Here is a 24,530-nt window from a genome sequence, read left to right on the forward strand (position 1 = left end):
CCCGTACGAACTTCTGCGAACAGCGACTTCTGACGGCAGCCGAACCCGAAGGAGGCCCCCGATGGCCGTACGCCGCCGCTCCGTGCGCCCGGCGCGTCCGACGCGCTTCGCGCCCGACTTCGACCCGGACTTCGGGGACCGGGCGCTGACCGAGGCGCGCCACGACATCGTCATCGGCCGCTGGCAGGGCGTACGGGACCTGCTCGCCGCCACCGGTACGGACTGGGCGCGCCGCACCCACCGGCTGCGGCTCCTCTCGCACGCCGCCGCCGGCAGTTCCACCGTCGAGACCTGGCGGGCCGCCGAGCCCGGCAACCCCGACGTCGCCGTGCTGCGGGCCGCGACCGAGGTGGTCCGGGTCTTCGACACGGCCATCGCGGCCGGCCGGGGCGCCGTCGTCGACCGGGGCCGGATCGACGCCGCCGTCGACGCCTGCCGGAGCGCGGCCGAGGCCGCGCCGGCCGACCCGATGCCCTGGGTGTCGCTGCTCTCGGTGGCCCGGCTGTACGAGGGCGGGGTGCCGCGCCGCGAACTGCGCCACTGGTTCGACGAGTTGCGGCGCCGTGACCCGTACAACACCGAGGGCCACATCCAGGTCCTCCGCTACTGGTCGGCGCGGTGGCACGGCACGCACGGCAGCATGTACGACTTCGCCCGCGACGCGGCGGGCGTGGCACCGCCCGGTTCGCCGCTGCCGGTCCTGGTGCAGGTGGCCCGGGTCGAGGAGTACCGGTACATCGCGGACGGGGCACTCGGCCGGGGCCCGGTGCGCGGCTTCGACCAGCACTGGAAGCACGAACTGGCGGTGACCGAGCTGCGCCGCACCCACGCGCGCTGGATCGGCGGACGGGACCCCGGGCGCCCGGTCGCGCCGGAGGAGGTCGGCGACCTGAACTTCCTCGCCCACGCCGCCTGTTACGCCGGGCAGGTCGAGATCGCCCGGGAGCTGATGGGTCTCCTGGGCACGCGGGCGGCGTGGGTGCCGTGGTCGTACACGGGCGACCCGGAGGAGCAGTTCACGAGGTTCAGGGAGGGCCTGGGAGCGGAGTGACCCGCTCCCGGGCCCCGGGATCCCGCTAGACGCCGATGTCGCGGCCGTCCTCGCGCCAGACGGAGACGACCGCCGGGCGGACGATCCTCCCCGGTCCGTCGGGCCAGACGGAGGCGGGCTTCTCGACGGAGGCGCCGTCGACCTCGCCCGGGTGCTGCACGGCCACGAGGACGCGGCGGTCCTGGACGAGCGGCCCGCAGGTCTCGGCGCCGGTCGGCACGGTCAGGAACTGCTTGAGCTCACCGCGCCGCTCGCCGCGCGTGGCGACGCCGAACAGGCCGTCGTGCGAGCCGAGCTGGTTTCCGTCGGTGGAGATCCACAGGTTGCCGTGCGGATCGAAGGCGACGTTGTCCGGGCAGGAGATCGGGGAGACCTTCTCCTTGGGGAAGCCGGCGAAGTAGGTGGCCGGGTCGGCGGGATCGCCGGCGACGAGGAACAGCCGCCAGGCGAAGCCGTCGCCCGACGGGTCGTCCCCGTGCTCGGAGAGCTCCAGGATGTGGCCGTGCTTGTTGGCGTTGCGCGGGTTCGCCTCGTCGGCGGGCGCGTACCCCGCCTTGCCGCGGTTGGAGTTGTTGGTCAGCGCCACGTACACGCGGCCGGTGCGCGGGGACGGCTCGACGTCCTCGGGGCGGTCCATCTTCGTCGCCCCGACCTTGTCACCGGCGAGACGGGTGAAGACGTACACCTCCTCGGCGGTCATGCCGGGGACGTGCGAGACGGCACCGTCGGGACCGGCCGTGGCGAGCGGGATCCACACCCCGGAACCGTCGAACTCGCCGTCGGAGGGCGGCTTGCCGGTGCCGTCGACCTCGCCGGCGGGCGAGTCGCCGGTGAACGCGGCGACGTACAGGGTGCCCTCGTCGAGGAGGGTGAGGTTGTGCTCGTGGGCGGCGCGGGACGACCCCCTCCTCATCCGCTTGGACGAGACGAACTTGTAGAGGTAGTCGAACCGCTCGTCGTCACCCATGTAGACGACCGGGCGGCCGTCCTCGGTGAGCCGGGGCTGCGCGGCCTCGTGCTTGAAGCGGCCGAGCGCGGTGCGCTTGCGGGGCGTGGACTCCGGGTCGTACGGGTCGAGCTCGACGACCCAGCCGAAGCGGTGCACCTCGTTGGGCTCCTGCTCGAGGTCGAAGCGCTTGTCGAAGCGCTCCCACTTCCGCTCGGAGGCGCCGGTGCCGACGCCGTACCGCTTGTCGGTGGCGCTCGACCCGTTGGCGAAGTACTGGTTGATGTTCTCCTCGCCGTGGAGCGTGGTGCCCCACGGGGTGGTGCCGCCGGAGCAGTTGTTGAGCGTGCCGAGGACGGTGCGGCCGTCCGGGTCGGCGGAGGTCCTGACGAGGTCGCCGCCGGCCGCCGGGCCGGTGAGCTCGAACTCGCTGGTCGCGGTCAGGCGCCGGTTGAGCCGGTGCCGGGTGACGGCGGTGAGCCTGCCGGTGCGGTGCTCCTCCTGGACCACGACGACACCGAGGCCGTGCGCGGCCCAGGCGATCTCGACCTGCTCGCGGGTCGGGTTCTGGGGGTCGTACCCCCGGAACATCAGCACCTCGTCGGTGTACTCGTGGTTGGCGACGAGGACCTGGCGGTGCGGCTCGTGGCGCAGCGGCAGGAGGGAGAGGAAGTCGTTGTTGTAACCGAACTGGCCGGCCTGCGCCTTCGCGGTCTGGTTCTCGGAGTCGAAGGCGGGCGCGCCGCGGAGGATGGGCTCGCCCCAGCGGATGACCACGTTCTGCTCGTACCCGGCGGGGACGGTGACCCGGTCGGCGGTGTTGGGCGCGACGGGCGCGAAGCGCAGGCCGCGGGCGCCGTCGACGGGCTTCTGCGGCCGGGCGGCGACGGCCTCGGGGGAGCTCCCGACGGTCACGGCCCCGCCGACGGCGGAGACGACGGTCACGGCGGCGGCGGCGCGCAGCGCGGAACGGCGGGAGAGCGCACCGGCTATGACGTCGCCGATGTACTCGTTGTCGCTGGTGTTGGGCACCTCGTGGAAGCAGGCGTCACCGCAACGGAACCGGCAGGTGAGGGCGGAACGACCGCCTCCGTGCGGGTTCGTGCTCAGCAGCGGCAGCAGTTTGCGCACTTCGTCCTCCTCCGGCGCAGACCGCGCCGACATGACGTCGGGATTGCTTCGGCGGTGACGCTATGTGCGGAGATCCGCACGGGGACGGCGCCGGAGTGAACGACGCGTGAACGCACGCCGACCGGCGGCGACCGGGTCATCGGAGGCGCAAGGGGCGGCCGCTAACCTTACGTATCCGCCCTGGCCAGGGATGAAAGTCCCGAAACGCCCAGTACGGACATTCACACTGCACCCCCACTCATGCGAAAGGGTTCGCCCATGGGTATTCGGAGCATGCTGCGCAAGGTGTTCGGCCGGGACCGCGAGGAGTCCCCGGCACCCTCCGTCCCGTCCCAGACGCGTGAGACCCCGGAGGCGGTGGAGGCGGTGGCGCCCGCGAAGCCGAAGGAGGCCGAGGCGCCCGCGGCGGCCCCGGAGACGGCGGAGACGGCGAAGCCCGTGGAGGAGGCGGAGTCCGCGGAGGCCGTGGAGGAGGCGAAGTCCGCGGAGGCCCCGGAGACCGCGGCCCGCCGAGCGGCGGACGACCTGGTGGCGGCCGCCTTCGACAACCCGCAGATCCCGAGGGCGCGGACGGCCGACGCCGGGGAGACCGGGAAGGCGCCCGCGACGGCCGCTGCCGTGGAGGCGGAGTCCGCGGAGGCCGTGGAGGCGGAGCCGGTCGCCGCGGAGACGGCAGACGCTCCCGCGGAGGCGGAGCCGGTCGCCGCGGAGACGGCAGACGCTCCTGCGGAGGCGGAGCCGGTCGCCGCGGAAGCGGCCGAGGTCGAGGCCGTGGTGGACGCGGCGGAGCCGGACGTCGAGGAGTCGACCGCTGTCACAGCGGATGCGGCGGCCGAGGCGGCGGAGCCGGAGGCGTCCGACGCCACGGACGAGCCCGCCGCCCCGGCCGAGCCGGGCGCCGACGCCACGGACGAGCCGGAGGCCCAGGACGTCGAGGTCACGACCGACGGGGCCCGGGCCGAGGCGGAAGCGACCGTCGTCGCGGACGACACGAACCCGGCGGAGCCCGAGGTGGACGAGCCGCGGGCCGAGGCCACCGCTCCGGCGGAGCCGGAGACGACCGTCGCGGACGAGCCGCAGGCCGAGACCGACACCCCGGCGGAGGCCGACGCCGCCGACGAGCCGCAGGCCGAGACCGACACCCCGGCGGAGGCGGAGGCGGTCGTCGTCACGGACGAGCCGGTCGCCGTCGCGGCCACCGAGCCGGAGGCCCAGGACGTCGAGGTCACGACCGACGGGGCCCCCGCGCCCGTCGCCCCCGCCCTCCCCCTCGCCGCGGTCAAGGCCGCCGCCCCGCACCTCGCGGACGCGTACAAGGCCGCCGGGGCGCAGCTCAAGAAGCAGGGGCTCACGGGGACGCGGGCGGCCGTGTACCTCGTGGTGGACCGGTCGGGTTCGATGCGCGGGTACTTCAAGGACGGCTCCGTGCAGCGGCTCGCCGAGCAGGTCACCGCGCTCGCGGCGCACCTCGACGAGGACGCCGAGGTCACGACCGTGTTCTTCTCGACGGACATCGACGGCACGGTCGCCCTGACCCCCGCCGACCTCACCCCCACCCGGCTCGAGGAGATCAACGGCACCCTCGGCCGTCTGGGCCGCACCAACTACCACCGGGCCGTCGAAGAGGTCCTGGCCCACCACGAGAAGAACGACCCGGCCCGCCCGGCGCTCGTCGTGTTCCAGACGGACGGCGCCCCGGAGTCGAGGACGGCCGCGACGCAGGCCCTCGCCGAGGCGGCGGAGAAGCCGTTGACCTGGCGGTTCGTGGTCTGGGGCGAGGAGGACAACAAGGCCTTCGACTACCTCCGGAAGCTCGACGGCACCCCCCGCACGTCGACGTACTTCGCGGGCGCGACCCCCGGGGAGACGACGCACGCGGCGTTCTACCGGGGCCTGCTCACCGGCCTGGAGCTCTAGCCGCGGACGGCGGTGACGGTGGCGGTGACCGGCAGGGTCACCGTCACCACCAGCCCGCCGCCCTCCCCTGCGGACCGCGCCACGGCCCGTACGGCCCCGCCGTGCGCGACGGCGATCGACCGCACGATGGAGAGCCCGAGCCCCGCGCCGGGCCCCGTCCGGTCCCGCCCCTCCCCCCGCCGGAAGGGTTCGAAGAGCCCGTCGACCTCCCCTGCGGGGACGACCGGCCCGGTGTTGACGACGGTCAGGACACCGCCCTCGGCCCGTACGGCGACCTCGCCCCCCGGCACGTTGTGGCCGACGGCGTTCGCGACGAGGTTCCGCACGAGCTGCGCGAGCAGCACCCGGCTCCCCCGTACGACACCGCCGTCGGCGACCACGCGCGCGTGCGGGTACTCCTCGGCCACGACCTCCCCGAACCGCACGTGGTCCTGTTCGGCGAGCCCCCGCTCGCTCCGCGCGAGGAGCAGCAGCCCGTCGATGAGGCGCTCGCTGCGCCGGTTGGCGTCGAGGAGGACCTGCCGGACGTCGCAGTCGTCGTCGAGTCCGATCTGGATCGCGGCGCGCTGGGTGGCGAGCGGGGTCCGCAGCTCGTGGGAGGCGTTCGCGATGAAGCGGCGCTGGCTGTCGAAGGCGTTCTCCAGGCGTCCGAGCAGCGCGTCGATCGTGTCGCCGAGCTCCTTGAGCTCGTCGTCGGGCCCGCGCACGGCCAGCCGGTCGCCGAGGTTCCGCTCGGAGAGCCGCCGGGCGCGGGCGGTCATCTCGTGGACGGGCCGCAGGACCCGCCCGGCGGTCCACCAGCCGACGACGACGGCGCCGCAGGCCACGACGAGCAGGGCCAGGGAGGACCACATGAGCATCTGCTCGCCGGCGGCCCGGCTGACGTCGTCGCCGATCCGGTACGCCTCGGCAACGACGACGTCGCCCTCGTCCGCCCGCGCGACGATCGCGTCGGCGTCGGCGTCCGTACCAGCCCTGACCAGCAGGTTCACGAGGAGCAGCAGCACCGCTCCGAGGACGAGGAAGACGCCTCCGTAGACGAGCGCGATGCGGGTGCGGATGGTGGACCCGGCCCCGAGGAGCCCGGGGCGGCTCACAGCGCGTACCCCACGCCCTGCACGGTCCGGATGAGGCCCGGCTCGCCCAGCTTGGCCCGCAGCTTGCTCATGCAGACCCGCACGGCCCCGGTGAAGGGGTCGGTGTGGACGTCCCAGGCGCGTTCGAGGAGTTCCTCGGCGGAGACGACGGCGCCGTCCGCCTCCAGGAGGAGCTGGAGGACGGAGAACTCCTTGGGGGAGAGGTCGAGGTCCCGCCCGTCGCGGACGGCGGTGCGCCGGACGGTGTCCAGGAGGAGGCCGTCGCGGGCGAGGAGGGGCGGGAGGGCGGGGCGGGCGGAGCGGCGCCGGAGGGCGCGGACGCGGGAGACGAGCTCGGGGAAGTCGAAGGGCTTGCCGAGGTAGTCGTCGGCGCCGAGGTCGAGGCCGTCGACGCGGTCCTCGACGGCGGAGGAGGCGGTGAGCATGAGGATCCGGGTGGGCGATCCGGCGGCGACGAGCCGCCGGGCCACGTCGTCGCCGTGGACGCGGGGCAGATCGCGGTCGAGGACGAGCACGTCGTAGGGGCCGGGGACGGCGCGAGGACCGCCGACGGTGTACGTCCCGCCGATGGCGTACGTCCCGTCGGCACCGTACGGAGGCAGCCCGAGGGCCTCCAGGGCGTCGTCCCCGCCGTGGGCGACGTCGACGGCGAAGCCGGCCCGCCGCAGGCCGGTGGCGAGGAGGGCGGCGAGGTCGAGCTCGTCCTCGGCTACGAGTACACGCATGCCGTTCATCATCCACACCCCCGGTTCGGGGATGTGAGTGGATCTTCGTACGACCGTTAGGATTTCGACCATGGCGGCCACTGGATCCGAGAAGCAGGGGGCGAAGGCGTACTACGTCACGACCCCCATCTACTACGTCAACGACGCTCCTCACCTGGGCCACGCCTACACGACCGTCGCAGGCGACGTGCTCACGCGCTGGCACCGTCAGCGCGGCGAGAAGGTGTGGTACCTCACCGGCACGGACGAGCACGGTCAGAAGATCATGCGCACGGCCGAGGCGAACGACGTCACGCCCCAGGCCTGGTGCGACAAGCTCGTCGAGGAGGCGTGGAAGCCCCTCTGGGAGCACCTGAACATCGCGAACGACGACTTCATCCGTACGACGCAGAAGCGCCACACGGACCGCGTCCAGGAGTTCGTGCAGGACCTGTACGACAAGGACGAGATCTACAAGGGCGGCTACGAGGGTCCGTACTGCGTGGGCTGTGAGGAGTACAAGCTCCCCGGCGACCTCATCGAGGCGGAGGACGGCACGAAGCTGTGCCCGATCCACAAGAAGCCGGTGGAGATCCTCAAGGAGGAGAACTACTTCTTCAAGCTGAGCGAGTACGGCCCGAAGCTCCTGGAGTTCTACGAGGCGAACCCGGGCTTCATCCAGCCGGAGTCGGCCCGCAACGAGGTCGTGAACTTCGTCAAGCAGGGCCTCCAGGACCTGTCGATCTCGCGCTCGACGTTCGACTGGGGCATCCCGATCCCGTGGGACGAGAAGCACGTCATCTACGTGTGGGTCGACGCGCTCCTGAACTACGCGACGGCCGTCGGCTACAACGAGAACCCGGCGAAGTTCGAGGAGACCTTCCCGGCCGACGTGCACCTGGTCGGCAAGGACATCCTGCGGTTCCACGCGGTGATCTGGCCGGCGATGCTGATGGCGCAGGGCCTGCCGGTGCCGGGCAGGGTCGCGGCCAACGGCTGGCTGATGGTCGGCGGCGAGAAGATGTCGAAGTCGAACCTGACGGGCATCAAGCCGCAGGACCTGACCTCGCACTTCGGCGTGGACGCGTACCGCTGGTACTTCCTGCGGGCGATCGCCTTCGGCAGCGACGGCTCGTTCTCGTGGGAGGACTTCTCCGCCCGCTACACGAGCGAGCTGGCGAACGACTACGGCAACCTCGCCTCGCGCGTGGCGGCGATGGTCGGCAAGTACTTCGGCGGCGAGCTGCCGGCGTCGACGGCCGACGGCGACGCCGAGAAGGCGATCCACGAGGGCCTGGCCAAGGCCGTCGCGACGGCCGACGCGAAGATCGGCGAGGAGCTGGACTTCCAGGCCGGCATCCTGGCGATCTTCGACTTCGTGAAGCAGGTCAACGGCTACATCACGGAGCAGGAGCCGTGGAAGGTCGCGAAGGACGAGAGCGAGGAGGGCCGCGCCCGCCTCGCCACCATCCTCTACACGGCCGCCGAGTCCCTCCGCGCCGTCGCCGTCCTCCTCAACCCGATCATGCCGGAGACCTCGCAGGCCCTCTGGGAGTCCCTGGGCGCCGAGTCGTCCCTGGGCGCCCTGGCGGAGCAGCCGGTCCAGTCGTCGGCGACGTGGGGGCAGCTCCCGGCCGGTGCGACGGTGACGAAGGGCGCGGTGCTGTTCCCGCGCCTGGAGGACCCGAAGAAGGACTGACGCACTGACGTACGAAGAAGGCCGCCGTCCCGGCATGGATCCGGGGCGGCGGCCTTTTCGATGCCGTACGGCGGGTCACCAGGTCAGGACCAGGGCGGCGACGGCGGGCGCCATGTAGACGAGCGGGAAGGGGGCGTGGCCGTACGCGCGGGCCCGCAGCACGGTGATCACCGCTCCGGTGAAGTACAGGATGAGCCCGATCGCGGCGAGGGTCCCGATGACGGGGACGTAGAACCCGACGACGAGCCCGACGGCCCCGGCGACCTTGGCGGCCCCGAGCAGGTTCCACCAGGCCCGCGGCACGCCGTACTCGGCCAGCGGCTCGACGACGAACTTCGCCTTGGCGAAGATCGACACCCCGGAGAAGCCGGCCATGAACGCGGCGACGGCGGTGACGACGATGGCGGTGGTGGACATCTCGGCGAACATCTCGGCTCCTCGGGCCCGTTCCGTGTCCGCCTCGACCGAGCCGGACACCCCACTGACGGAGCCGGGACGAGGAATGTGACAGCCGCCGGAGAATCACTTTCTCGCCGGCCCGCGGAACCGGGACGTGACGCACCGCGGGGAAAGGCTTTGCGGGCCCTCGCGGCCCGGTGCCGGCCCGGTGACGACCACGGCCGAGGCATGTCGACCCAGGAGGGGACGTCCCCGTGCACGCCCCGGTACCCGACCGGCACCGGAAGCTCGAAGCGTGCGGCCTCCAGGTCCTGGACCTCGACAGGTCGCCCCGCTTGCCCGATGTCCACCGGGCCTTCCAGGCCTTCGCGGGGTACGAGGCGAACCGACCGCCACGGTCGGCCCTGCCCGACCCGACGTCGCGGCGGAACTGGACCGCCGGTGGGATTCCCTGACGGCGACCGCCCGACTCGCCACGACGGAAGGCGAGTTCTACCTGCCGACACCGGGCCGGGGCGGTCACGGGGCGGACTGGGCGCGCGTGAAGGACCTCGTGGGCACCGGCCCGCCCTCCCGCACCCTGGCAGGCACCGGCCTCACGGAGTTCCTGGCCGTTTCCGTGGACGGGCGGATCATGTGCGCCGTGTCCGACGAGGAGTACGACAAGTGCATCATCGTGCACCGGTTCGACGAAGAGCGCCGTGGAGCCTGACCGACGGCCCGTCGTCCCGGTGCCGGTGCCGGTGCCGGTGCCGGTGCCGGTGGGCAAGCGTCTGGACACCACGGTGGCACGCAGGTTCGCGGCGGGCTGCCGTGCGGTGGGCGCGGACCGAATCCTGCGCCTCGCCTCCCACGAGGGCCCGGCCGTCGACCTGCGCCTTACGGAAACCGACCTCGTCGACATCGCTCCACCGGCCCTCCTGCTCGCCCCGGGCGGGGCTGAGGCCCTGCTGTTCCCCGAACCGGGGTACGCGCTCATCACCGGGACCCGGGACTTTCTGGCCGCCGCCGTGGCGGAGGGAACCGACGCGGCACGGGCACGGTTCGGGCGCCACGCCCGGACGGTGAAGGGACGGTGGCCCCGCACCGTGGAGATCGCCCGCGCTTACCCACCCGTGCACAGGGTGTGGTTCCGCTCGGCGGATGTCGCACCCGGGACGGCATCGGCACAACTGCTGTCGCTGTTGGACGACTTCACCCGAGGACGGTGCACGGCGGCCGACTTCGCCGAAGGATGGTGGGAGACCCGGAGGGTGGCGCAGGCGAGCGGAGGGGCGGAGCTCTGGCCGAGCTCTTCGACCGCGTGTTCCTGACGCTGGAGGACTACACACCGGACCCCACCCTGCGGGAACCCGGCGATCTCACCGACACCGAACTGCGGCAGGTGATACGTGACTTCCGTCGCACGCGCGGCGGCCTGGTGGTGGTGTCGACCCGGAGGAAGGTCCTGGGGACGGCCGCTCTGGACGGGCTCGCGCGGGCGGTTCTCCGTCCTGTCCGCAAGCTCGCGGAAGAGGACCTGTCACGCCTCCCAGCCGGGGACGGGGCGGTGAACGACTACCTCAGGTCCTTGCAGGAGTTCAGCGCGATCGTCGAGTAGAGCTTCGGCACGTTATGGCGGTACGCGTACGCCCCGCTGGGCCGCCGCATCTCCAAGCAGTCCCCTCTGGAAACGGTCCACTTCACCTGGGACGGCACGACCCTCTGCGAACAGACGACGGCCGACGTCACCGTCACCTGGGACCATGCGGGCCTGCGCCCCCTGGCCCAGACGGAACGCCGCACGGCCGCGGACTCCACGGACGAGCGCTTCTTCGCCGTCGTCACGGACCTGATCGGCGCCCCGACGGAACTGGTCGACGAATCGGGGGCCTTGGCGTGGCGCACGCGCACGACCCTCTGGGGCACGACGACCTGGAACCGCGACACCACGACGTACACCCCACTCCGCTTCCCGGGCCAGTACTTCGACCCGGAGTCGGGGCTGCACTACAACTACTTCCGCTACTACGACCCGGAAACGGCACGGCAGCATCTGGTTTCACCCCGACATCGACCGATCCCGGTGTTGCTACTGTGTTCGCACGACATTCAGAGCAATACGGCGATGCCGTCGTGCACCTCATACCAAGAAGTTCTCTGGAAGGGGTGCCCATGGAACGCGGATTCATTCCACCAGAGGCAGAAGTAGCAGTGGGGCTTCCTGCAGGCGAGCTTGCCGGACGCGCCGGAGCGACAATACCCTCGAGTGCCGCAAGAGACATTCTTGCCGGAATGGACATCCATGTCCCGAAGATCAACGATTACGGGGACATCACTGACGCCCTCAGGTTCGACGTACCCAAACTGAATCCCGAGCAGGTGGCCAGGTTTATCCAGGAGGCATACAGACATGGCGGACAGCAGTAGGCTTCAAATTTATTCCGTCGAGGAGATGGTCGACGGCGGGGGAACCTGTATCGTCCGCTGTATCGGTGGCGTCGCGCGGGTCGGTCAGGAGTTTCTCATCGAGGGCGAAGAATCAGCTCACCCGGTCCGACCGTTCACCCTGGATCAAATTGACCGATACAATCGACAGGTAGAATTCTTCGATCCTCCGCACAATGCGAGAGTGCATCTTTCCGGCCGCCCCCTCGCTGGCCTGAGGGAAGGATCCGTGCTGGTGTCTCTCGACGAGTGATCAGAACCGTGAGACATCACAGCTGGTTCGGGGAGACCATCGCCCAGCACCTCCAGTAGGACGAGCGACGACGGATCGGATACGCGAAGGGCCCGGAATCCCTCAGGATTCCGGGCCCTTCGCCGCGCGAGCGGGAGGCTTAGCGTCCCGCCTCCGGGTGGACCGACTCCGTGACCGGGCGGTCCTCCGTCTTCTTCTCGACCGGCTTGCGGAGCTGGATGTTCAGCTCGCGCAGGCGGGACTCGTCCAGCTCGGTCGGGGCGCCCATCAGGAGGTCCTGGGCGTTGCCGTTGAGCGGGAAGGCGATGGTCTCGCGGATGTTGGGCTCGTCGGCGAGGAGCATGACGATGCGGTCGACGCCCGGGGCGATGCCGCCGTGCGGCGGGGCGCCGTACTCGAAGGCGCGGAGCATGCCCGCGAACTCGTTCTCGACGGTCTCGCGGCTGTAGCCCGCGATCTCGAAGGCCTTGAACATGATCTCGGGCTCGTGGTTCCGGATGGCGCCGGAGGAGAGCTCGATGCCGTTGCAGACGATGTCGTACTGCCAGCCGAGGACGTCCAGCGGGTCCTGGGTCTCCAGGGCCTCCAGGCCGCCCTGCGGCATGGAGAACGGGTTGTGCGAGAAGTCGATCTTGCCGGTCTCCTCGTCCCGCTCGTACATCGGGAAGTCCACGATCCACGCGAAGCGGAAGACGTTCTCCTCGAACCGGCCGGCGCGCTTGGCGGCCTCGACGCGGACCGGACCCATGATCTTGGAGACCTCGTCGAACTCGCCCGCACCGAAGAAGACGGCGTGGCCGGGCTGGAGGCCCAGGCGCTCGGTGAGGACCTTGACGTTCTCCTCGGTGAGGAACTTGGCGATCGGGCCGGTCAGGGCGTTGCCCTCGCCGACGCGGACCCAGGCCAGGCCCTTCGCGCCCAGCGAGACCGCGAAGTCGCCGAGCGAGTCGAAGAACTTGCGCGGCTGGTCGCCGGTGTCCGGGACGGCCAGGGCGCGGACGTGCTTGCCGGCGAAGGCCTTGAACTCGGAGTTCTCGAAGACGTCGGTGAGGTCGACGAGTTCGAGGTCGGTGCGCAGGTCGGGCTTGTCGTTGCCGTACTTGAGCATCGACTCGCGGAACGGGATCCGCGGGAACGGCGAGGTGACGTGGCGGCCGCCGCCGAACTCCTCGAAGAGCTCCGTCATGAGCTTCTCGATCGGCTGGAAGACGTCCTCCTGCTCGACGAAGCTCATCTCGACGTCGAGCTGGTAGAACTCGCCGGGCGAGCGGTCGGCGCGGGCGTCCTCGTCGCGGAAGCAGGGCGCGATCTGGAAGTACCGGTCGAAGCCGGAGATCATCAGCAGCTGCTTGAACTGCTGCGGCGCCTGCGGCAGCGCGTAGAACTTGCCCGGGTTCAGACGGGACGGGACGACGAAGTCGCGGGCGCCCTCGGGGGAGGTCGCGGCGAGGATCGGGGTCGCCATCTCGTTGAAGCCGAGGGCCACCATCTTGGAGCGGATGGAGGCGATGACGGCGGAACGCAGCATGATGTTGCGGTGCATGCGCTCGCGGCGCAGGTCGAGGAAGCGGTACTCCAGGCGCCGCTCCTCGTTCACGCCGTCGTCGGTGTTGATGGTGAAGGGGATCTGCTTGGCGGCGCCCAGGACCTCGACCTCGGCGGCCTCGATCTCGATCTCGCCGGTGGGCAGCTCGGGGTTGACGTTCTCCGCGCCGCGGGAGACGACCTTGCCGTCCACGCGGACGACGGTCTCCTTCGTCAGCTTGTCCAGGACCTCGGCGGCGGGGGTGCCGGGCCGGGCGACGAGCTGCGTGATGCCGTAGTGGTCGCGCAGATCGATGAAGAGGATGCCGCCCAGGTCGCGCCGATTGTGCAGCCAGCCGCTCAGCCGGACGTCGGTGCCGACGTCAGAGGCGCGGAGCTCGCCGCAGGTGTGGGACCTGTACCGATGCATCGTCGTTCATCCAGTCTTCGGGATCTCGGGGTGGGGCGCCGCCGGCCGTGACCGCTGTCACAGATGTCACGGGACACGAGGGCAGACCCACCCAGAGTACCGGCCGGGCCAAGATCGCATCTCGAATACCCTCGGTGGCGGCCTGCTGTCCGATATTCATAAAGTGGGGCAATGCGCACCGAGGACGTCCTGGCCGCGATCGCGACCGGCCTGTGGCGCTGGGACAACGCGTCCGGGATCGTCTCGCTCGACGCCGAGGCCGCCCGGCTGCTCGGGCTGCCCGCCGAGCCCGTGCGGCTCACCGAGGCGGCCGTGCGGTCCCGTTTTCATCCGGTCGACTGGAACGAGATCGACGGGGTGGTCAACCTCGCCGTCGCCGAGGGCACCCTCGCCGAGGCCCGACTGCGGATCATGGACGAGCACGGACGGGTGATCCGTACCGTACGGAGCAGGTCGAAGCCGCTCGTCGAGGGGAACGACTACCAACTGGTCGGCACCCTCCAGGAGGTCGCCGAGCAGCTGCCGGGCACCGCCGCCCGCACCCCCGTCACCGGTGACTGGCGCCGCTCCCGCGAGGCCTTCCTGCTCGACGCGGGGCGGGCGCTCGCCGAGGCGCGGTCGACGGCCGAGGTGCTGCGGGTGGCGGCCTCGCTGTCGATGCCCGGCTTCTCGCCGGACGGGCTCGCCGTCTTCGGGGTGGCGGGCGACCGGCTGACGATCATCGGCCACCACGGGCACAGCGAGGGCGACGAGGGGCCGTTCTCGTCGATGTCGCTGGCCACGGACTATCCGGCGGCCGAGGTCGTGCGGACCGGGCGGGCGATCTACCTGCCGACCCCGGAGGAGTACCTGCGCCGCTTCCCCACGACCTGGCCGCTCGTGCAGCGCTTCGGGCGCCGTTCCTGGGCCTTCGTGCCGCTCGTCGTCGCCGGGCGCACGATGGGCGCCTGGATGGCGGCCTTCAAGCACCCGGTGGCGTTCACGCCCGACGAACGTTCCGTGCTGACGACCGTCGCGCGGATGCTCGCGCAGGCCCTCGCACGCGCGGGCGTGGCCGAGTCCGAGCGCGAGCTGTCGCTCGGACTCCAGCGGACGATGATGCCGGTCCTCGGGCCGGGCATCCCCGGCATCCGGGTCGCCGCGCGGTACGTGCCGACCGGCGGCGGTCTCCAGGTCGGCGGCGACTGGTACGACATGATCCGGCTGCCCGGCGGCTCCTCCCGCACCGGCGGGCACGGCCCGGGCCGGATCGCCCTCGTCATCGGCGACGTGCAGGGGCACGACGTGCGGGCCGCCGGTCTGATGGGGCAGCTGCGGATCGCCCTGCGCGCGTACGCATCCGAGGGCCACCGGCCGGACGCGGCCCTCGCGCGCGCCTCCCGCTTCCTCTACGGGATCACGGACGGTGACGACGGGCAGGACGGCGGTCCGCGCTTCGCGACCTGCCTCTACCTGGAGGTCGACCTGGAGACGGGGACCGTCGACATCGCGCGCGCGGGCCATCCGGACCCGGCGGTACGGATGAACGACGGAACGGTTCTCCTCAGGCCCACGGCCGGCGGGCTGCCGCTCGGCATCGACCCGGACACCGACTACCCCACCACCCGGCTCACCCTGGACCCCGGGGAGACCCTCATGATCTGCACCGACGGGCTCCTGGAGACCGGCGGACACGACCTGGACAGCGGCTGGGACCGGGTCAGGGAGCTTCTGGAGTCCCATGACGGCGACGACCTGGAGCGGCTCGCCGACGCCCTCGTGGAGGCCGTCCACGGGCCCGGCTCGCACCACACGACGGGGCCGCTCGCCGACCGCCGCGAGGACGACATCGCCGTCCTGCTGCTCTCCCGCCGGCCCGTCGGCGCCGTCCAGGAGGCCCCGCGCCGCACCCTGATGACGATCGCCCAGGCGGAGCCGGAGCGGATCGCCGAGGCGCGCGAGCAGGTCCGGCAGCTGCTGCACGACTGGTCGGACGAGGACCAGCTCGACGCGGCGGTCCTGATGGTCTCCGAGATGGTCACGAACGTCCTCGTCCACACCGACGGCGACGCGCTCCTGGTGGCGGAGGTCGCCTGCGGCGAGAAGACGCGGCGGCTGCGCGTGGAGGTCTCCGACGGCAGCGACGAGCTGCCGCACAAGCGGCACCCGGGCGAGATGGCGTCGAGCGGGCGGGGCCTGCTCCTGATGGAGATGCTGGCGGACGCGTGGGGCGTCGACCCGCGGGGCGAGGGCAAGGCGATCTGGTTCGAGCTGAACGAACCGGACTCGGATCCGTTCGTGGGACCCGGCCAGGGGGCCCCGGAACGGCTCCCGGCCTCGTGCGGGCCCGGCAACCCGACGTCGGCCTGACGCCCACGGCCCGACATCGGCCTGACGCCCGGCGGTCCGAGCTCGTTCAAGCCCTGCGACCCGACACCGATCCGGCGCCCAGCAGCCCGGCCCGATCGGCGAGAGACCCCCTAGTCCTCCTCCGCAGGGGTTCCGTACCGTCTGCGCAGCTCTCCCAGGATCCCCGTCGCGGCGGCCGTCAGCGGGACGGCGAGCAACATGCCCAGGACGCCCGCGACGGACGCGCCGGCCGTGATCGCCAGCATGACCACGGCCGGGTGCATCTGGACGGTCCTGCTCTGGACGAGGGGCTGGAGGACGTGGCCCTCGACGACCTGGACGGCCAGGACGACGCCGAGCACCCACAGCGCGATGACGAAGCCCCGGTCGGCGAGGGCGACGAGGACGGCGACGGCGCCGGAGAGGAAGGCCCCGAGGTACGGGATGTAGGCGGTGACGAAGACGAGCGCGGCGAGCCCCACGGCGCCGGGCACGTCGAGGACGACCAGGCCGATCCCGATGAGGACGGCGTCGACGAGGGCGATGAAGGTGGTGCCGCGCATGAAGCCCTCGACGGCCTCGAAGGCGCGGCGCGCCATGGCCTCGACGAGGTCGCCGGTGCCGCGGGGGGCCAGGGAGCGCAGGGCGCCGGCGGCCCGGTCGGAGTCCTTGAGGAAGAAGAAGATGAGGAACAGGGCGAGGACGGCGGTGGCGAGCATCTGGCCGACGACGCTGAGGCCGCTGATGACGCCGGAGGCGGCGGTGCCGCCGAACTCCTTGAGGAGCTTCTCGGCGTTCCCGGCCAGGTCGTCGAGCGAGGTGCCGGCGGCGCCGAGGTGGTCGGCGATGTCGGAGGCGGCCCGCCGGACCGAGGCGATGATCTGGTCGCCGGTCTCGATGAGGGCGGCGACGACGATGTACGTGGCGCCGCCGACGACCACGAGGACGGCGACGACCGTGAGCGCGGCGGCGAGCCCCCTGCGCACCTTCATCCGCAGCAGGCGCCGGTGGAGCGGGCCGAGGAGGGCGGTGCCGAGGATCGCGAGGAGGACGGGGGTGACGGCCGTCTTGAGGACGGCGCAGAGCCAGACGAGGACGGCGGCGACCCCGGCGGCGAGCAGCAGGACGACGCACCAGGCGGCGAACCGGCGGGCGGGTTCGGGGAGCAGGGGCTCGGGTGGGAGGGGCGCTCGGCTCGGCTGCACCCGACCACCGGACCACGCCCGTCGGCGCGGCGTCGCGCGCTGACGGGCCGTCCGGGTGACGGCCCGTCAGCGACGGGTGTCCGCCGTCACTCGCCCATTCCGTGGACCGCCGGGACCGTGCCGAGGCGGCCGGCCTGGAAGTCCTCGAAGGCCTGGCGCAGTTCGGCCTGGGTGTTCATGACGAACGGGCCGTAGTGGGCCATGGGCTCGCGGATCGGCTGCCCGCCGAGGAGGACGACCTCCAGGTCCGGGGCGTTGCCGTCCTGCTTCTCGTCGGCGCGGACGGTGAGCGCCCCGCCCTTGCCGAAGACGGCGGTCTGGCCGGTGTGGACCGGGCGCCGGTCGGTGCCGACGGTGCCGCGGCCGGCGAGCACGTACGCGAGGCCGTTGAAGTCCTCGCGCCAGGGCAGGCTGATCTCGGCGCCGGGGCGCAGGGTGGCGTGGATCATCGTGATCGGGGTGTGGGTGATGCCGGGCCCCTCGTGGCCGTCGAGCTCGCCGGCGATGACGCGGAGCAGCGCGCCGCCGTCGGGGGTGGTGAGCAGCTGGACCTGGCCGCCGCGGATGTCCTGGTAGCGGGGGGCCATCATCTTGTCGGAGGCGGGCAGGTTCACCCACAGCTGGAGGCCGTGGAAGAGGCCGCCGCTGACGACGAGGGACTCCGGCGGGGCCTCGATGTGGAGGAGGCCGGAGCCGGCGGTCATCCACTGGGTGTCGCCGTTGGTGATGGTGCCGCCGCCGCCGTTGGAGTCCTGGTGGTCGAAGGTCCCGTCGATGATGTAGGTGACGGTCTCGAAGCCCCGGTGGGGGTGCCAGGGCGTGCCCTTGGGCTCTCCGGGCGCGTACTCCACCTCACCCATCTGGTCCATCATGATGAACGGGTCGAGGTACTGGTAGTTGATCCCGGCGAACGCGCGGCGCACCGGGAAGCCCTCCCCCTCGAAGCCCGAGGGGGCCGTGGTGACGGCGAGCACGGGGCGGGAGACGGCGTCGGCGGGGGCGGCGACGCGCGGCAGGGTGAGCGGGTTCTCGACAGTCACAGCGGGCATGACCGGACCTCCTAGGTGCGACCTTGTACGTCCACTTTAGTTGAACGATGAACTTCCTGCCACCCGGAACGCGGAACGCCCGGGAGGAATTCCTCCCGGGCGTTCCCACGTGCGTCCAGCGTCCGTCAGCCGTACATCCGCCGCATCGCGAAGTCGACCATCTGCTCCACGGCCTTCGCGTCGAAGACCATGCGGTGGTCGCCCTCCATGTCGAGGACGAAGCCGTAGCCGGTCGGCAGCAGGTCGATCACCTCGGCGCCGGTGATCACGAAGTACTTCGACTCCTTGCCCGCGTACCGCCGCAGCTCCTTGAGCGAGGTGAACATCGGGATCACCGGCTGCTGGGTGTTGTGCAGGGCCAGGAAGCCGGGGTTGTCGCCGCGCGGGCAGTAGACCTTGGAGGTCGCGAAGATCTGCTGGAAGTCCTCGGCGGCCAGGGTGCCGGTCGTGAAGGCGCGCACGGCGTCCGCGAGGGAGGGCGGCGAGGGCTCCGGGTACAGCGGGGGCTGCTGCTGGGCGTACCCACCGGGGACACCGCCCTGCATGCCGCCCTGCGGCGCGTACTGCCCCTGCTGGGGCGGCGCGTACTGCTGCTGGGCACCCGGGTTCTGCTCGTAGCCGTACATGGGGCCAAGACTATCGAGCGCGCCGCCCCCGCAGGACCCCGACGGCGCCCCTCCGGCGACGGCCGGCCGACGTCGCGGACGTCACAGATGGCCGGATAGGGGTTGCTTCTTATTACCGACGGGTAGCATCATCGGAGAGAGCGTGTTGCTACTCGCTGGTACGTGTACGAGGAACCTCCCTCCCCGAGCCTTACGGAGCCGTCGCCATGGGGCACTACAAGTCGAATCTCCGCGACATCGAGTTCAACCTCTTCGAGGTCCTCGGCCGCGACAAGGTCTACGGCACCGGGCCGTTCGAGGAGATGGACGTCGAGACCGCCAAGAGCATCCTCGACGAGATCCGCCGCCTCGCCGAGAACGAGCTCGCGGAGTCCTTCGCCGACGCCGACCGCAACCCGCCGGTCTTCGACCCGGAGACCAACACCGCGCCCGTCCCGGCCACCTTCAAGAAGTCGTACAACGCCTTCATGGAGTCCGAGTACTGGCGCCTGGGCATCCCGGAGGAGATCGGCGGCACCGTCTCCCCCCGCTCCCTCATCTGGGCCTACGCGGAGCTGCTCCTCGGCGCGAACCCGGCCGTCTGGATGTACTCCTCCGGCCCTGCCTTCGCCGGCATCCTCTACACCGAGGGCAACGAGGCGCAGAAGAAGGTCGCGCAGATCGCCGTGGAGAAGCGCTGGGGCTCCACCATGGTCCTCACCGAGCCCGACGCGGGCTCGGACGTCGGCGCCGGCCGCACCAAGGCCGTCCAGCAGGAGGACGGCTCCTGGCACATCGAGGGCGTCAAGCGGTTCATCACCTCCGGTGAGCACGACATGGAGGAGAACATCCTCCACTACGTCCTCGCCCGCCCCGAGGGCGCCGGCCCCGGCACCAAGGGCCTGAGCCTCTTCCTCGTCCCGAAGTACGAGTTCGACTGGGAGACCGGCGAGCTGGGCGCGCGCAACGGCGTCTACGCCACCAACGTCGAGCACAAGATGGGCCTCAAGGCCTCCAACACGTGCGAGATGACCTTCGGCGACCAGCACCCCGCCAAGGGCTGGCTGATCGGCGACAAGCACGACGGCATCCGCCAGATGTTCCTCATCATCGAGTTCGCCCGCATGATGGTCGGCACGAAGGCGATCTCCACCCTCTCCACGGGCTACCTCAACGCCCTGGAGTACGCCAAGGAGCGCGTCCAGGGCACCGACCTGGCCAACTTCATGGACAAGGCCGCGCCCAAGGTCACCATCACGCACCACCCCGACGTCCGCCGCTCGCTGATGACGCAGAAGGCGTACGCCGAGGGCATGCGCTCCCTCGTCCTCTACACGGCCTCCGTGCAGGACTCGATCGCGATCAAGGAGGCGGCCGGCGAGGACGCCAAGGCGCTCCACGGCCTGAACGACCTGCTCCTGCCGATCGTGAAGGGCTACGGCTCCGAGAAGGGCTACGAGCAGCTCGCGCAGTCGCTCCAGACCTTCGGCGGCTCCGGCTTCCTCCAGGAGTACCCGATCGAGCAGTACATCCGGGACGCCAAGATCGACACCCTCTACGAGGGCACCACGGCCATCCAGGGCCAGGACTTCTTCTTCCGCAAGATCGTCCGCGACCAGGGCGCCTCCCTGAACGCGCTGTCCGAGGAGATCAAGAAGTTCCTCGCGGTCGGCACCGGCGGCGAGGAGCTGGCCGGCGCCCGCGACGCGCTCGCCAAGGCGGCCGTCGACCTGGAGGCCATCGTCGGCACGATGATCACCGACCTCACCGCCACCGGCGAGGACGTCAAGAACATCTACAAGGTCGGCCTCAACACCACCCGCCTGCTGCTCGCCTCCGGCGACGTCGTCGTCGGCTACCTGCTGCTGCGCGGCGCGGCCGTCGCCGCCGAGAAGCTGGCCGCCGGGGCCTCCGGCAAGGACGTCGCCTTCTACCAGGGCAAGATCGCGGCCGCGAAGTTCTTCGCCGCCAACGTCCTGCCCGGCGTCTCCGCCGAGCGCGCGCTGGCCGAGGCCGTCGACGGCTCGCTGATGGACCTGGACGAGGCCGCGTTCTAGAGACGCGCCACGTCCTGACGGAACGGCCCGTCCCCGGGGAGGGGGGCGGGCCGTTCTTGCTGCCGGGGGCGGTCCGACCCGTCCGCCCCGCCGCCCGGTTCGCCGTTTCCGGGGTCCCGTATTCGCATTCCGGTTCGTGCGTAAGGTGAACCCCATGAGCAGCGCAGCCTCCCGCCCCACCGCCGGCCCCTTCGACCGCGGCCACACCGACGACCTGATGGCCTTCCTGACGGCCTCGCCCTCGCCGTACCACGCGGTGGCGACCGCCGCCGAGCGGCTGGAGAAGGCGGGCTTCCGCAAGGTCGAGGAGACCGCGGCCTGGGACGGGACGAGCGGCGGGAAGTACGTGGTCCGCGGCGGCGCGATCATCGCCTGGTACGTGCCGGAGGGCGCCGCCGCCCACACCCCGTACCGGATCGTCGGCGCCCACACCGACTCCCCCAACCTGCGCGTCAAGCCGCAGCCCGACATGGGCGCGCAGGGCTGGCGCCAGGTCGCCGTCGAGATCTACGGCGGGACCCTGCTCAACACCTGGCTCGACCGCGACCTCGGCCTCGCCGGCCGCCTCACCCTCCGGGACGGCGGCCACCGCCTCGTCAACGTCGACCGGCCGCTGCTGCGCGTCCCGCAGCTCGCCATCCACCTCGACCGCCAGGTCAACGACGGCCTCAAGCTCGACCGCCAGCGCCACATGCAGCCCGTCTGGGGCATCGGGCAGGTCCACGAGGGCGACCTGATCTCCTTCGTCGCCGCCGAGGCCGGCGTCGACGCCGAGGACGTCAGCGGCTGGGACCTCATGGTCCACGCCGTCGACGCCCCCGCCTACCTCGGCCGCGACCGCGAGCTCCTCGCCGGCCCGCGCATGGACAACCTCGTCTCCGTCCACGCCGGAGTCGCCGCGCTCGCCTCCCTCGCGGGCCGCGACGACCTCCCGTACGTCCCGGTCCTCGCCGCCTTCGACCACGAGGAGAACGGCTCCGAGGCCGACACCGGCGCCCAGGGCCCCCTCCTCGGCAACGTCCTGGAGCGCTCGGTCTACGCCCGCGGCGGCTCCTACGAGGACCGGGCCCGCGCCTTCGCCGGCACGGTCTGCCTCTCCTCCGACACCGGCCACGCCGTCCACCCCAACTACACGGAGCGCCACGACCCGACGCACCACCCGCGCGTCAACGGCGGCCCGATCCTCAAGGTGAACGTCAACCAGCGGTACGCCACCGACGGCAGCGGCCGCGCGGTCTTCGCCGCCGCCTGCGAGAAGGCGGGGGTGCCCTGGCAGTCCTTCGTCTCCAGCAACGACATGCCCTGCGGCACCACGATCGGCCCGATCACCGCCGCCCGGCACGGCATCTCGACCGTCGACATCGGCATCGCGATCCTCTCCATGCACAGCGCCCGCGAGCTCTGCGGCGCGGACGACCCGTACCTCCTCGCGAACGCGCTCGTCGCCTTCCTGGAGGGCTGAGAACGCGCCCCGCGCCCCGCTGCCCCGCGGAAACATCCGCGAAAGGTCCCGCCTGGCAGCGTCGTCCCCATGCATCGTCATGAGGGTCCGCCGGCGCGGAAGTTCGTCACCGCCGTCGCCGTCGCCGTGCTCCTGGGCACGGCGACGGCCGGCGTTCTGATCGGCACCTACAACGAACGGCCCCCGTGGGGCACGGACGTCGCCTACGAGGGCGGATACGTGCAGGCGAGCCGCATCCGCGGCTACGACGTCGACGGCTCGCGCACGAAGGCGCTGCTCGCCGGGGAGTGCGCGCTCATGGAGCGGCAGGGGATGGGTGGCGAGAGGGCCGTGCACGACCCGGCGGCCTGGGTGGAGGGGTGCCTGGACGGGGCCGCGGGGCGCCCGTCCAGGAACCAGGGGCTCCTCCGCTGACTAGCCGTCCATGCCGGCCAGGATCAGCGGGAGGCGGGCGGCGCCGTCCGCCGTGATCTTCACCGGGACGCCCCAGTCCTGCTGGTGGACGTGGCAGGCCGGGTACTCGTTGGCCGGGTCGTCGTCGCAGGACGCGGCCATCGCGGACACGTGCAGGACGCCCTCGGTGACCTCCGGGTTCAGGTCCAGCTCCCGGAAGAGGTCCGTTCCGGTGCCCTCGCCGCCGAGCAGCAGCTCCGGCGGGGTCGAGGAGACCAGGAGGCGGGTCGAGGGGCCGTACCGCTCGTCCAGCTTCTGCCCGGTCGGCGCCTGGAAGACGACGTCGAGCCGGAGCCGGCCCGGGGCGATCCCGGTGGCCTCGCGCTGCGTCCGGTAGGCGGCGGACTCGACCCGGACGGCCTCCTCGGGCAGCCGCAGCCGGGTCAGCCGGTGCCGGGCGGACTCGACGACCACGACGTCCCCGCCGACGAGGACCGCGTCGCTGGGCTCGCGCAGATCGGTGGCGAGGGTGGTGACCTCGCCGGTGGCGGGGTCGAAGCGGCGCAGGGCGTGGTTGTACGTGTCGGAGACGGCGACCGAGCCGTCGGGCAGCGCGGTCACGCCCAGCGGGTGCTGGAGGAGGGCCTGGTCGGCGGCGCCGTCGCGGTGCCCGAAGTCGAACAGGCCGGTGCCGACCGCCGTGTGCACGACCCCCTCGGTGTCGATCCAGCGCAGGGCGCTGGTCTCGGAGTCGGCGATCCACAGCCGGTCCTCGGTGGCCGCGAGCCCGGAGGGCTGCGCGAACCAGGCCTCGGCGGCGGGCCCGTCGACGAGGCCCTCGTTCGTCGTCCCGGCCGCGACCTCGACGGTCCCGCTCTCCGGGTCGTACGTCCACAGCTGGTGGACGCCGGCCATGGCGATCCACACCTTGCCCTGCCACCAGGCGACGTCCCACGGCGAGGAGAGGTCCACCTCGAGGGCGGGGCCGGAGGTCGGGGACCCCTGCCACCACTGCCTCCCGGTGCCGGCGACGAGTTCGATCGCCCCGCTCTCCGGGTCGTACGCGCGCAGGGCGTGGTGCACGGTGTCCGCCACGACGACCTTGCCGTCCGGCAGCAGGGCCAGCCCCTGCGGCTCCCGGAAGACGCCCTCGCCGATCCGCCGGACCACGGTCTCGCCGTCCTCGGCCAGCTCGACGAGCTGGTGCCGGGTGGTGTCGGAGACCAGGAAGTGCCCGTTCCCCAGGACGACGGCCTTCCCGGGGAAGCGCAGGTCCGTCGCGACGGGCTCGGGCGCCACGTACGGCCCGTCGCCGCGCCGCAGCGTCCCCTTGGCCTCGTGCTCGGCCTCCAGCTCCTCGACGAGCGTCCGGATCGCGTTGGCGTGCCCCTCGCCGGCGTGCTGGGCGACGACGTACCCCTCGGGGTCGATCACGACGAGCGTCGGCCACGCCCGTACGGCGTACTGCTTCCAGGTCGCGAGCTCCGGGTCGTCGAGCACCGGGTGGTGCACCTCGTACCGCTCGACGGCGTCCACGACGGCCTGGTGCTCGGCCTCGTGCACGAACTTCGGCGAATGCACCCCGACGATCACGAGCGTGTCGCGGTGCTTCTCCTCCAGGTCCCGCAGCTCGTCGAGGACGTGCAGGCAGTTCACACAGCAGAAGGTCCAGAAATCGAGCAGGACGACCTTTCCTCGCAGGTCGGCGAGGGTCAGTTCTTCTCCGCCCGTGTTCAGCCAGCCGCCCTTGCCGATCAGCTCGGGGGCACGGACACGGGCACGTCGGGGCGCGGGGGTGGGCGCGGAGTCGTTCATGGTTCAAGGGTGCCGTACGAGTGGAAAGTGGGGGCCGG

Annotated in this window: 22 protein-coding genes; 13 read left to right on the forward strand and 9 right to left on the reverse strand. The window is 71.7% G+C overall.

What is annotated here, in order from left to right:
- Positions 1–61 precede the first annotated feature (61 nt).
- A complete protein-coding gene (locus ACZ66Z_RS13970) occupies positions 62–1,051 on the forward strand; it encodes a hypothetical protein (RefSeq protein WP_469934192.1) in 990 nt (329 codons plus the stop codon).
- Between the two features lie 25 nt (positions 1,052–1,076).
- Here the strand turns inward: ACZ66Z_RS13970 and ACZ66Z_RS13975 are convergent, their stop codons facing one another.
- Positions 1,077–3,128, reverse strand: a complete 2,052-nt coding sequence (locus ACZ66Z_RS13975) for a PhoX family protein (RefSeq protein ID WP_469934193.1) — start codon at positions 3,126–3,128, stop codon at positions 1,077–1,079.
- Positions 3,129–3,386: 258 nt separating this feature from the next.
- Here ACZ66Z_RS13975 and ACZ66Z_RS13980 point away from each other — a divergent pair, with 258 nt between their 5' ends.
- Entirely contained in the window at positions 3,387–5,045 is a 1,659-nt protein-coding gene (locus ACZ66Z_RS13980) for a VWA domain-containing protein (RefSeq protein WP_469934194.1), read from the forward strand.
- Here the strand turns inward: ACZ66Z_RS13980 and ACZ66Z_RS13985 are convergent.
- A complete protein-coding gene (locus tag ACZ66Z_RS13985; RefSeq protein WP_469934195.1) occupies positions 5,042–6,142 on the reverse strand; it encodes a sensor histidine kinase in 1,101 nt (366 codons plus the stop codon). The two genes, ACZ66Z_RS13980 and ACZ66Z_RS13985, sit on opposite strands and share 4 nt — an antisense overlap.
- Positions 6,139–6,867, reverse strand: coding sequence for a response regulator transcription factor (locus ACZ66Z_RS13990; RefSeq protein WP_469934196.1), 729 nt, complete (start codon positions 6,865–6,867; stop codon positions 6,139–6,141). The genes ACZ66Z_RS13985 and ACZ66Z_RS13990 overlap by 4 nt, the downstream gene beginning before the upstream one ends.
- A 70-nt stretch (positions 6,868–6,937) precedes the next feature.
- On the opposite strand from ACZ66Z_RS13990, the gene metG reads away from it, so the two are divergent.
- Positions 6,938–8,545, forward strand: a complete 1,608-nt coding sequence (metG, locus tag ACZ66Z_RS13995; RefSeq protein ID WP_469934197.1) for a methionine--tRNA ligase — start codon at positions 6,938–6,940, stop codon at positions 8,543–8,545.
- Positions 8,546–8,620: 75 nt separating this feature from the next.
- On the opposite strand, the gene ACZ66Z_RS14000 is transcribed toward metG, so the two are convergent.
- Positions 8,621–8,974 (reverse strand): DoxX family protein, encoded by a 354-nt coding sequence (locus ACZ66Z_RS14000; RefSeq protein ID WP_469934198.1) that lies wholly within the window; start codon positions 8,972–8,974, stop codon positions 8,621–8,623.
- A 511-nt stretch (positions 8,975–9,485) separates the two neighbouring features.
- Here ACZ66Z_RS14000 and ACZ66Z_RS14005 point away from each other — a divergent pair.
- The 6 genes from ACZ66Z_RS14005 to ACZ66Z_RS14030 all read left to right on the forward strand — a co-directional run bounded on the left by ACZ66Z_RS14005 (position 9,486) and on the right by ACZ66Z_RS14030 (position 11,624).
- Positions 9,486–9,656, forward strand: coding sequence for a hypothetical protein (locus tag ACZ66Z_RS14005; RefSeq protein WP_469934199.1), 171 nt, complete (start codon positions 9,486–9,488; stop codon positions 9,654–9,656).
- On the forward strand, positions 9,646–10,257 hold the full coding sequence (locus ACZ66Z_RS14010) for a hypothetical protein (RefSeq protein WP_469934200.1): 612 nt from the start codon (positions 9,646–9,648) through the stop codon (positions 10,255–10,257). Before ACZ66Z_RS14005 ends, ACZ66Z_RS14010 begins: the two co-directional genes overlap by 11 nt.
- Positions 10,248–10,544 carry a hypothetical protein gene (locus tag ACZ66Z_RS14015; RefSeq protein WP_469934201.1) on the forward strand — a complete coding sequence of 99 codons (297 nt, stop codon included), beginning with the start codon at positions 10,248–10,250 and terminating at the stop codon, positions 10,542–10,544. The genes ACZ66Z_RS14010 and ACZ66Z_RS14015 overlap by 10 nt, the downstream gene beginning before the upstream one ends.
- 273 nt (positions 10,545–10,817) lie before the next feature.
- Positions 10,818–11,135, forward strand: a complete 318-nt coding sequence (locus ACZ66Z_RS14020; RefSeq protein WP_469934202.1) for an RHS repeat-associated core domain-containing protein — start codon at positions 10,818–10,820, stop codon at positions 11,133–11,135.
- A complete protein-coding gene (locus tag ACZ66Z_RS14025; protein ID WP_469934279.1) occupies positions 11,099–11,353 on the forward strand; it encodes a hypothetical protein in 255 nt (84 codons plus the stop codon). Before ACZ66Z_RS14020 ends, ACZ66Z_RS14025 begins: the two co-directional genes overlap by 37 nt.
- Entirely contained in the window at positions 11,337–11,624 is a 288-nt protein-coding gene (locus ACZ66Z_RS14030) for a hypothetical protein (protein ID WP_469934203.1), read from the forward strand. The genes ACZ66Z_RS14025 and ACZ66Z_RS14030 overlap by 17 nt, the downstream gene beginning before the upstream one ends.
- Before the next feature lie 139 nt (positions 11,625–11,763).
- Here ACZ66Z_RS14030 and aspS read toward each other — a convergent pair whose 3' ends face one another.
- Positions 11,764–13,578, reverse strand: coding sequence for an aspartate--tRNA ligase (gene aspS, locus ACZ66Z_RS14035; protein WP_469934204.1), 1,815 nt, complete (start codon positions 13,576–13,578; stop codon positions 11,764–11,766).
- Positions 13,579–13,749: 171 nt separating this feature from the next.
- Here aspS and ACZ66Z_RS14040 point away from each other — a divergent pair, with 171 nt between their 5' ends.
- Positions 13,750–15,927 carry a SpoIIE family protein phosphatase gene (locus tag ACZ66Z_RS14040; RefSeq protein WP_469934205.1) on the forward strand — a complete coding sequence of 726 codons (2,178 nt, stop codon included), beginning with the start codon at positions 13,750–13,752 and terminating at the stop codon, positions 15,925–15,927.
- Between the two features lie 110 nt (positions 15,928–16,037).
- On the opposite strand, the gene ACZ66Z_RS14045 is transcribed toward ACZ66Z_RS14040, so the two are convergent.
- From ACZ66Z_RS14045 to ACZ66Z_RS14055, 3 genes are all read right to left on the reverse strand, one after another.
- Positions 16,038–17,111, reverse strand: coding sequence for an AI-2E family transporter (locus tag ACZ66Z_RS14045; protein ID WP_469934206.1), 1,074 nt, complete (start codon positions 17,109–17,111; stop codon positions 16,038–16,040).
- Positions 17,112–17,197: 86 nt separating this feature from the next.
- Positions 17,198–18,160 carry a pirin family protein gene (locus ACZ66Z_RS14050; RefSeq protein WP_469934207.1) on the reverse strand — a complete coding sequence of 321 codons (963 nt, stop codon included), beginning with the start codon at positions 18,158–18,160 and terminating at the stop codon, positions 17,198–17,200.
- A gap of 125 nt (positions 18,161–18,285) precedes the next feature.
- Positions 18,286–18,786, reverse strand: a complete 501-nt coding sequence (locus ACZ66Z_RS14055) for an SseB family protein (protein ID WP_190155526.1) — start codon at positions 18,784–18,786, stop codon at positions 18,286–18,288.
- 206 nt (positions 18,787–18,992) lie between these two features.
- Here ACZ66Z_RS14055 and ACZ66Z_RS14060 point away from each other — a divergent pair, with 206 nt between their 5' ends.
- The 3 genes from ACZ66Z_RS14060 to ACZ66Z_RS14070 all read left to right on the forward strand — a co-directional run bounded on the left by ACZ66Z_RS14060 (position 18,993) and on the right by ACZ66Z_RS14070 (position 22,698).
- The gene (locus ACZ66Z_RS14060) at positions 18,993–20,822 is read left to right on the forward strand and encodes an acyl-CoA dehydrogenase (protein WP_469934208.1); all 1,830 of its coding nucleotides are present in this window, start codon (positions 18,993–18,995) and stop codon (positions 20,820–20,822) included.
- Positions 20,823–20,976: 154 nt separating this feature from the next.
- Positions 20,977–22,284 carry a M18 family aminopeptidase gene (locus ACZ66Z_RS14065; protein ID WP_469934209.1) on the forward strand — a complete coding sequence of 436 codons (1,308 nt, stop codon included), beginning with the start codon at positions 20,977–20,979 and terminating at the stop codon, positions 22,282–22,284.
- Positions 22,285–22,353: 69 nt separating this feature from the next.
- Entirely contained in the window at positions 22,354–22,698 is a 345-nt protein-coding gene (locus tag ACZ66Z_RS14070) for a hypothetical protein (protein ID WP_469934210.1), read from the forward strand.
- On the opposite strand, the gene ACZ66Z_RS14075 is transcribed toward ACZ66Z_RS14070, so the two are convergent.
- The gene (locus ACZ66Z_RS14075) at positions 22,699–24,492 is read right to left on the reverse strand and encodes an NHL domain-containing thioredoxin family protein (protein WP_469934211.1); all 1,794 of its coding nucleotides are present in this window, start codon (positions 24,490–24,492) and stop codon (positions 22,699–22,701) included. It abuts the gene before it with no gap.
- Positions 24,493–24,530 lie beyond the last annotated feature (38 nt).

The organism is Streptomyces sp. NPDC107498 (genome assembly GCF_055582805.1).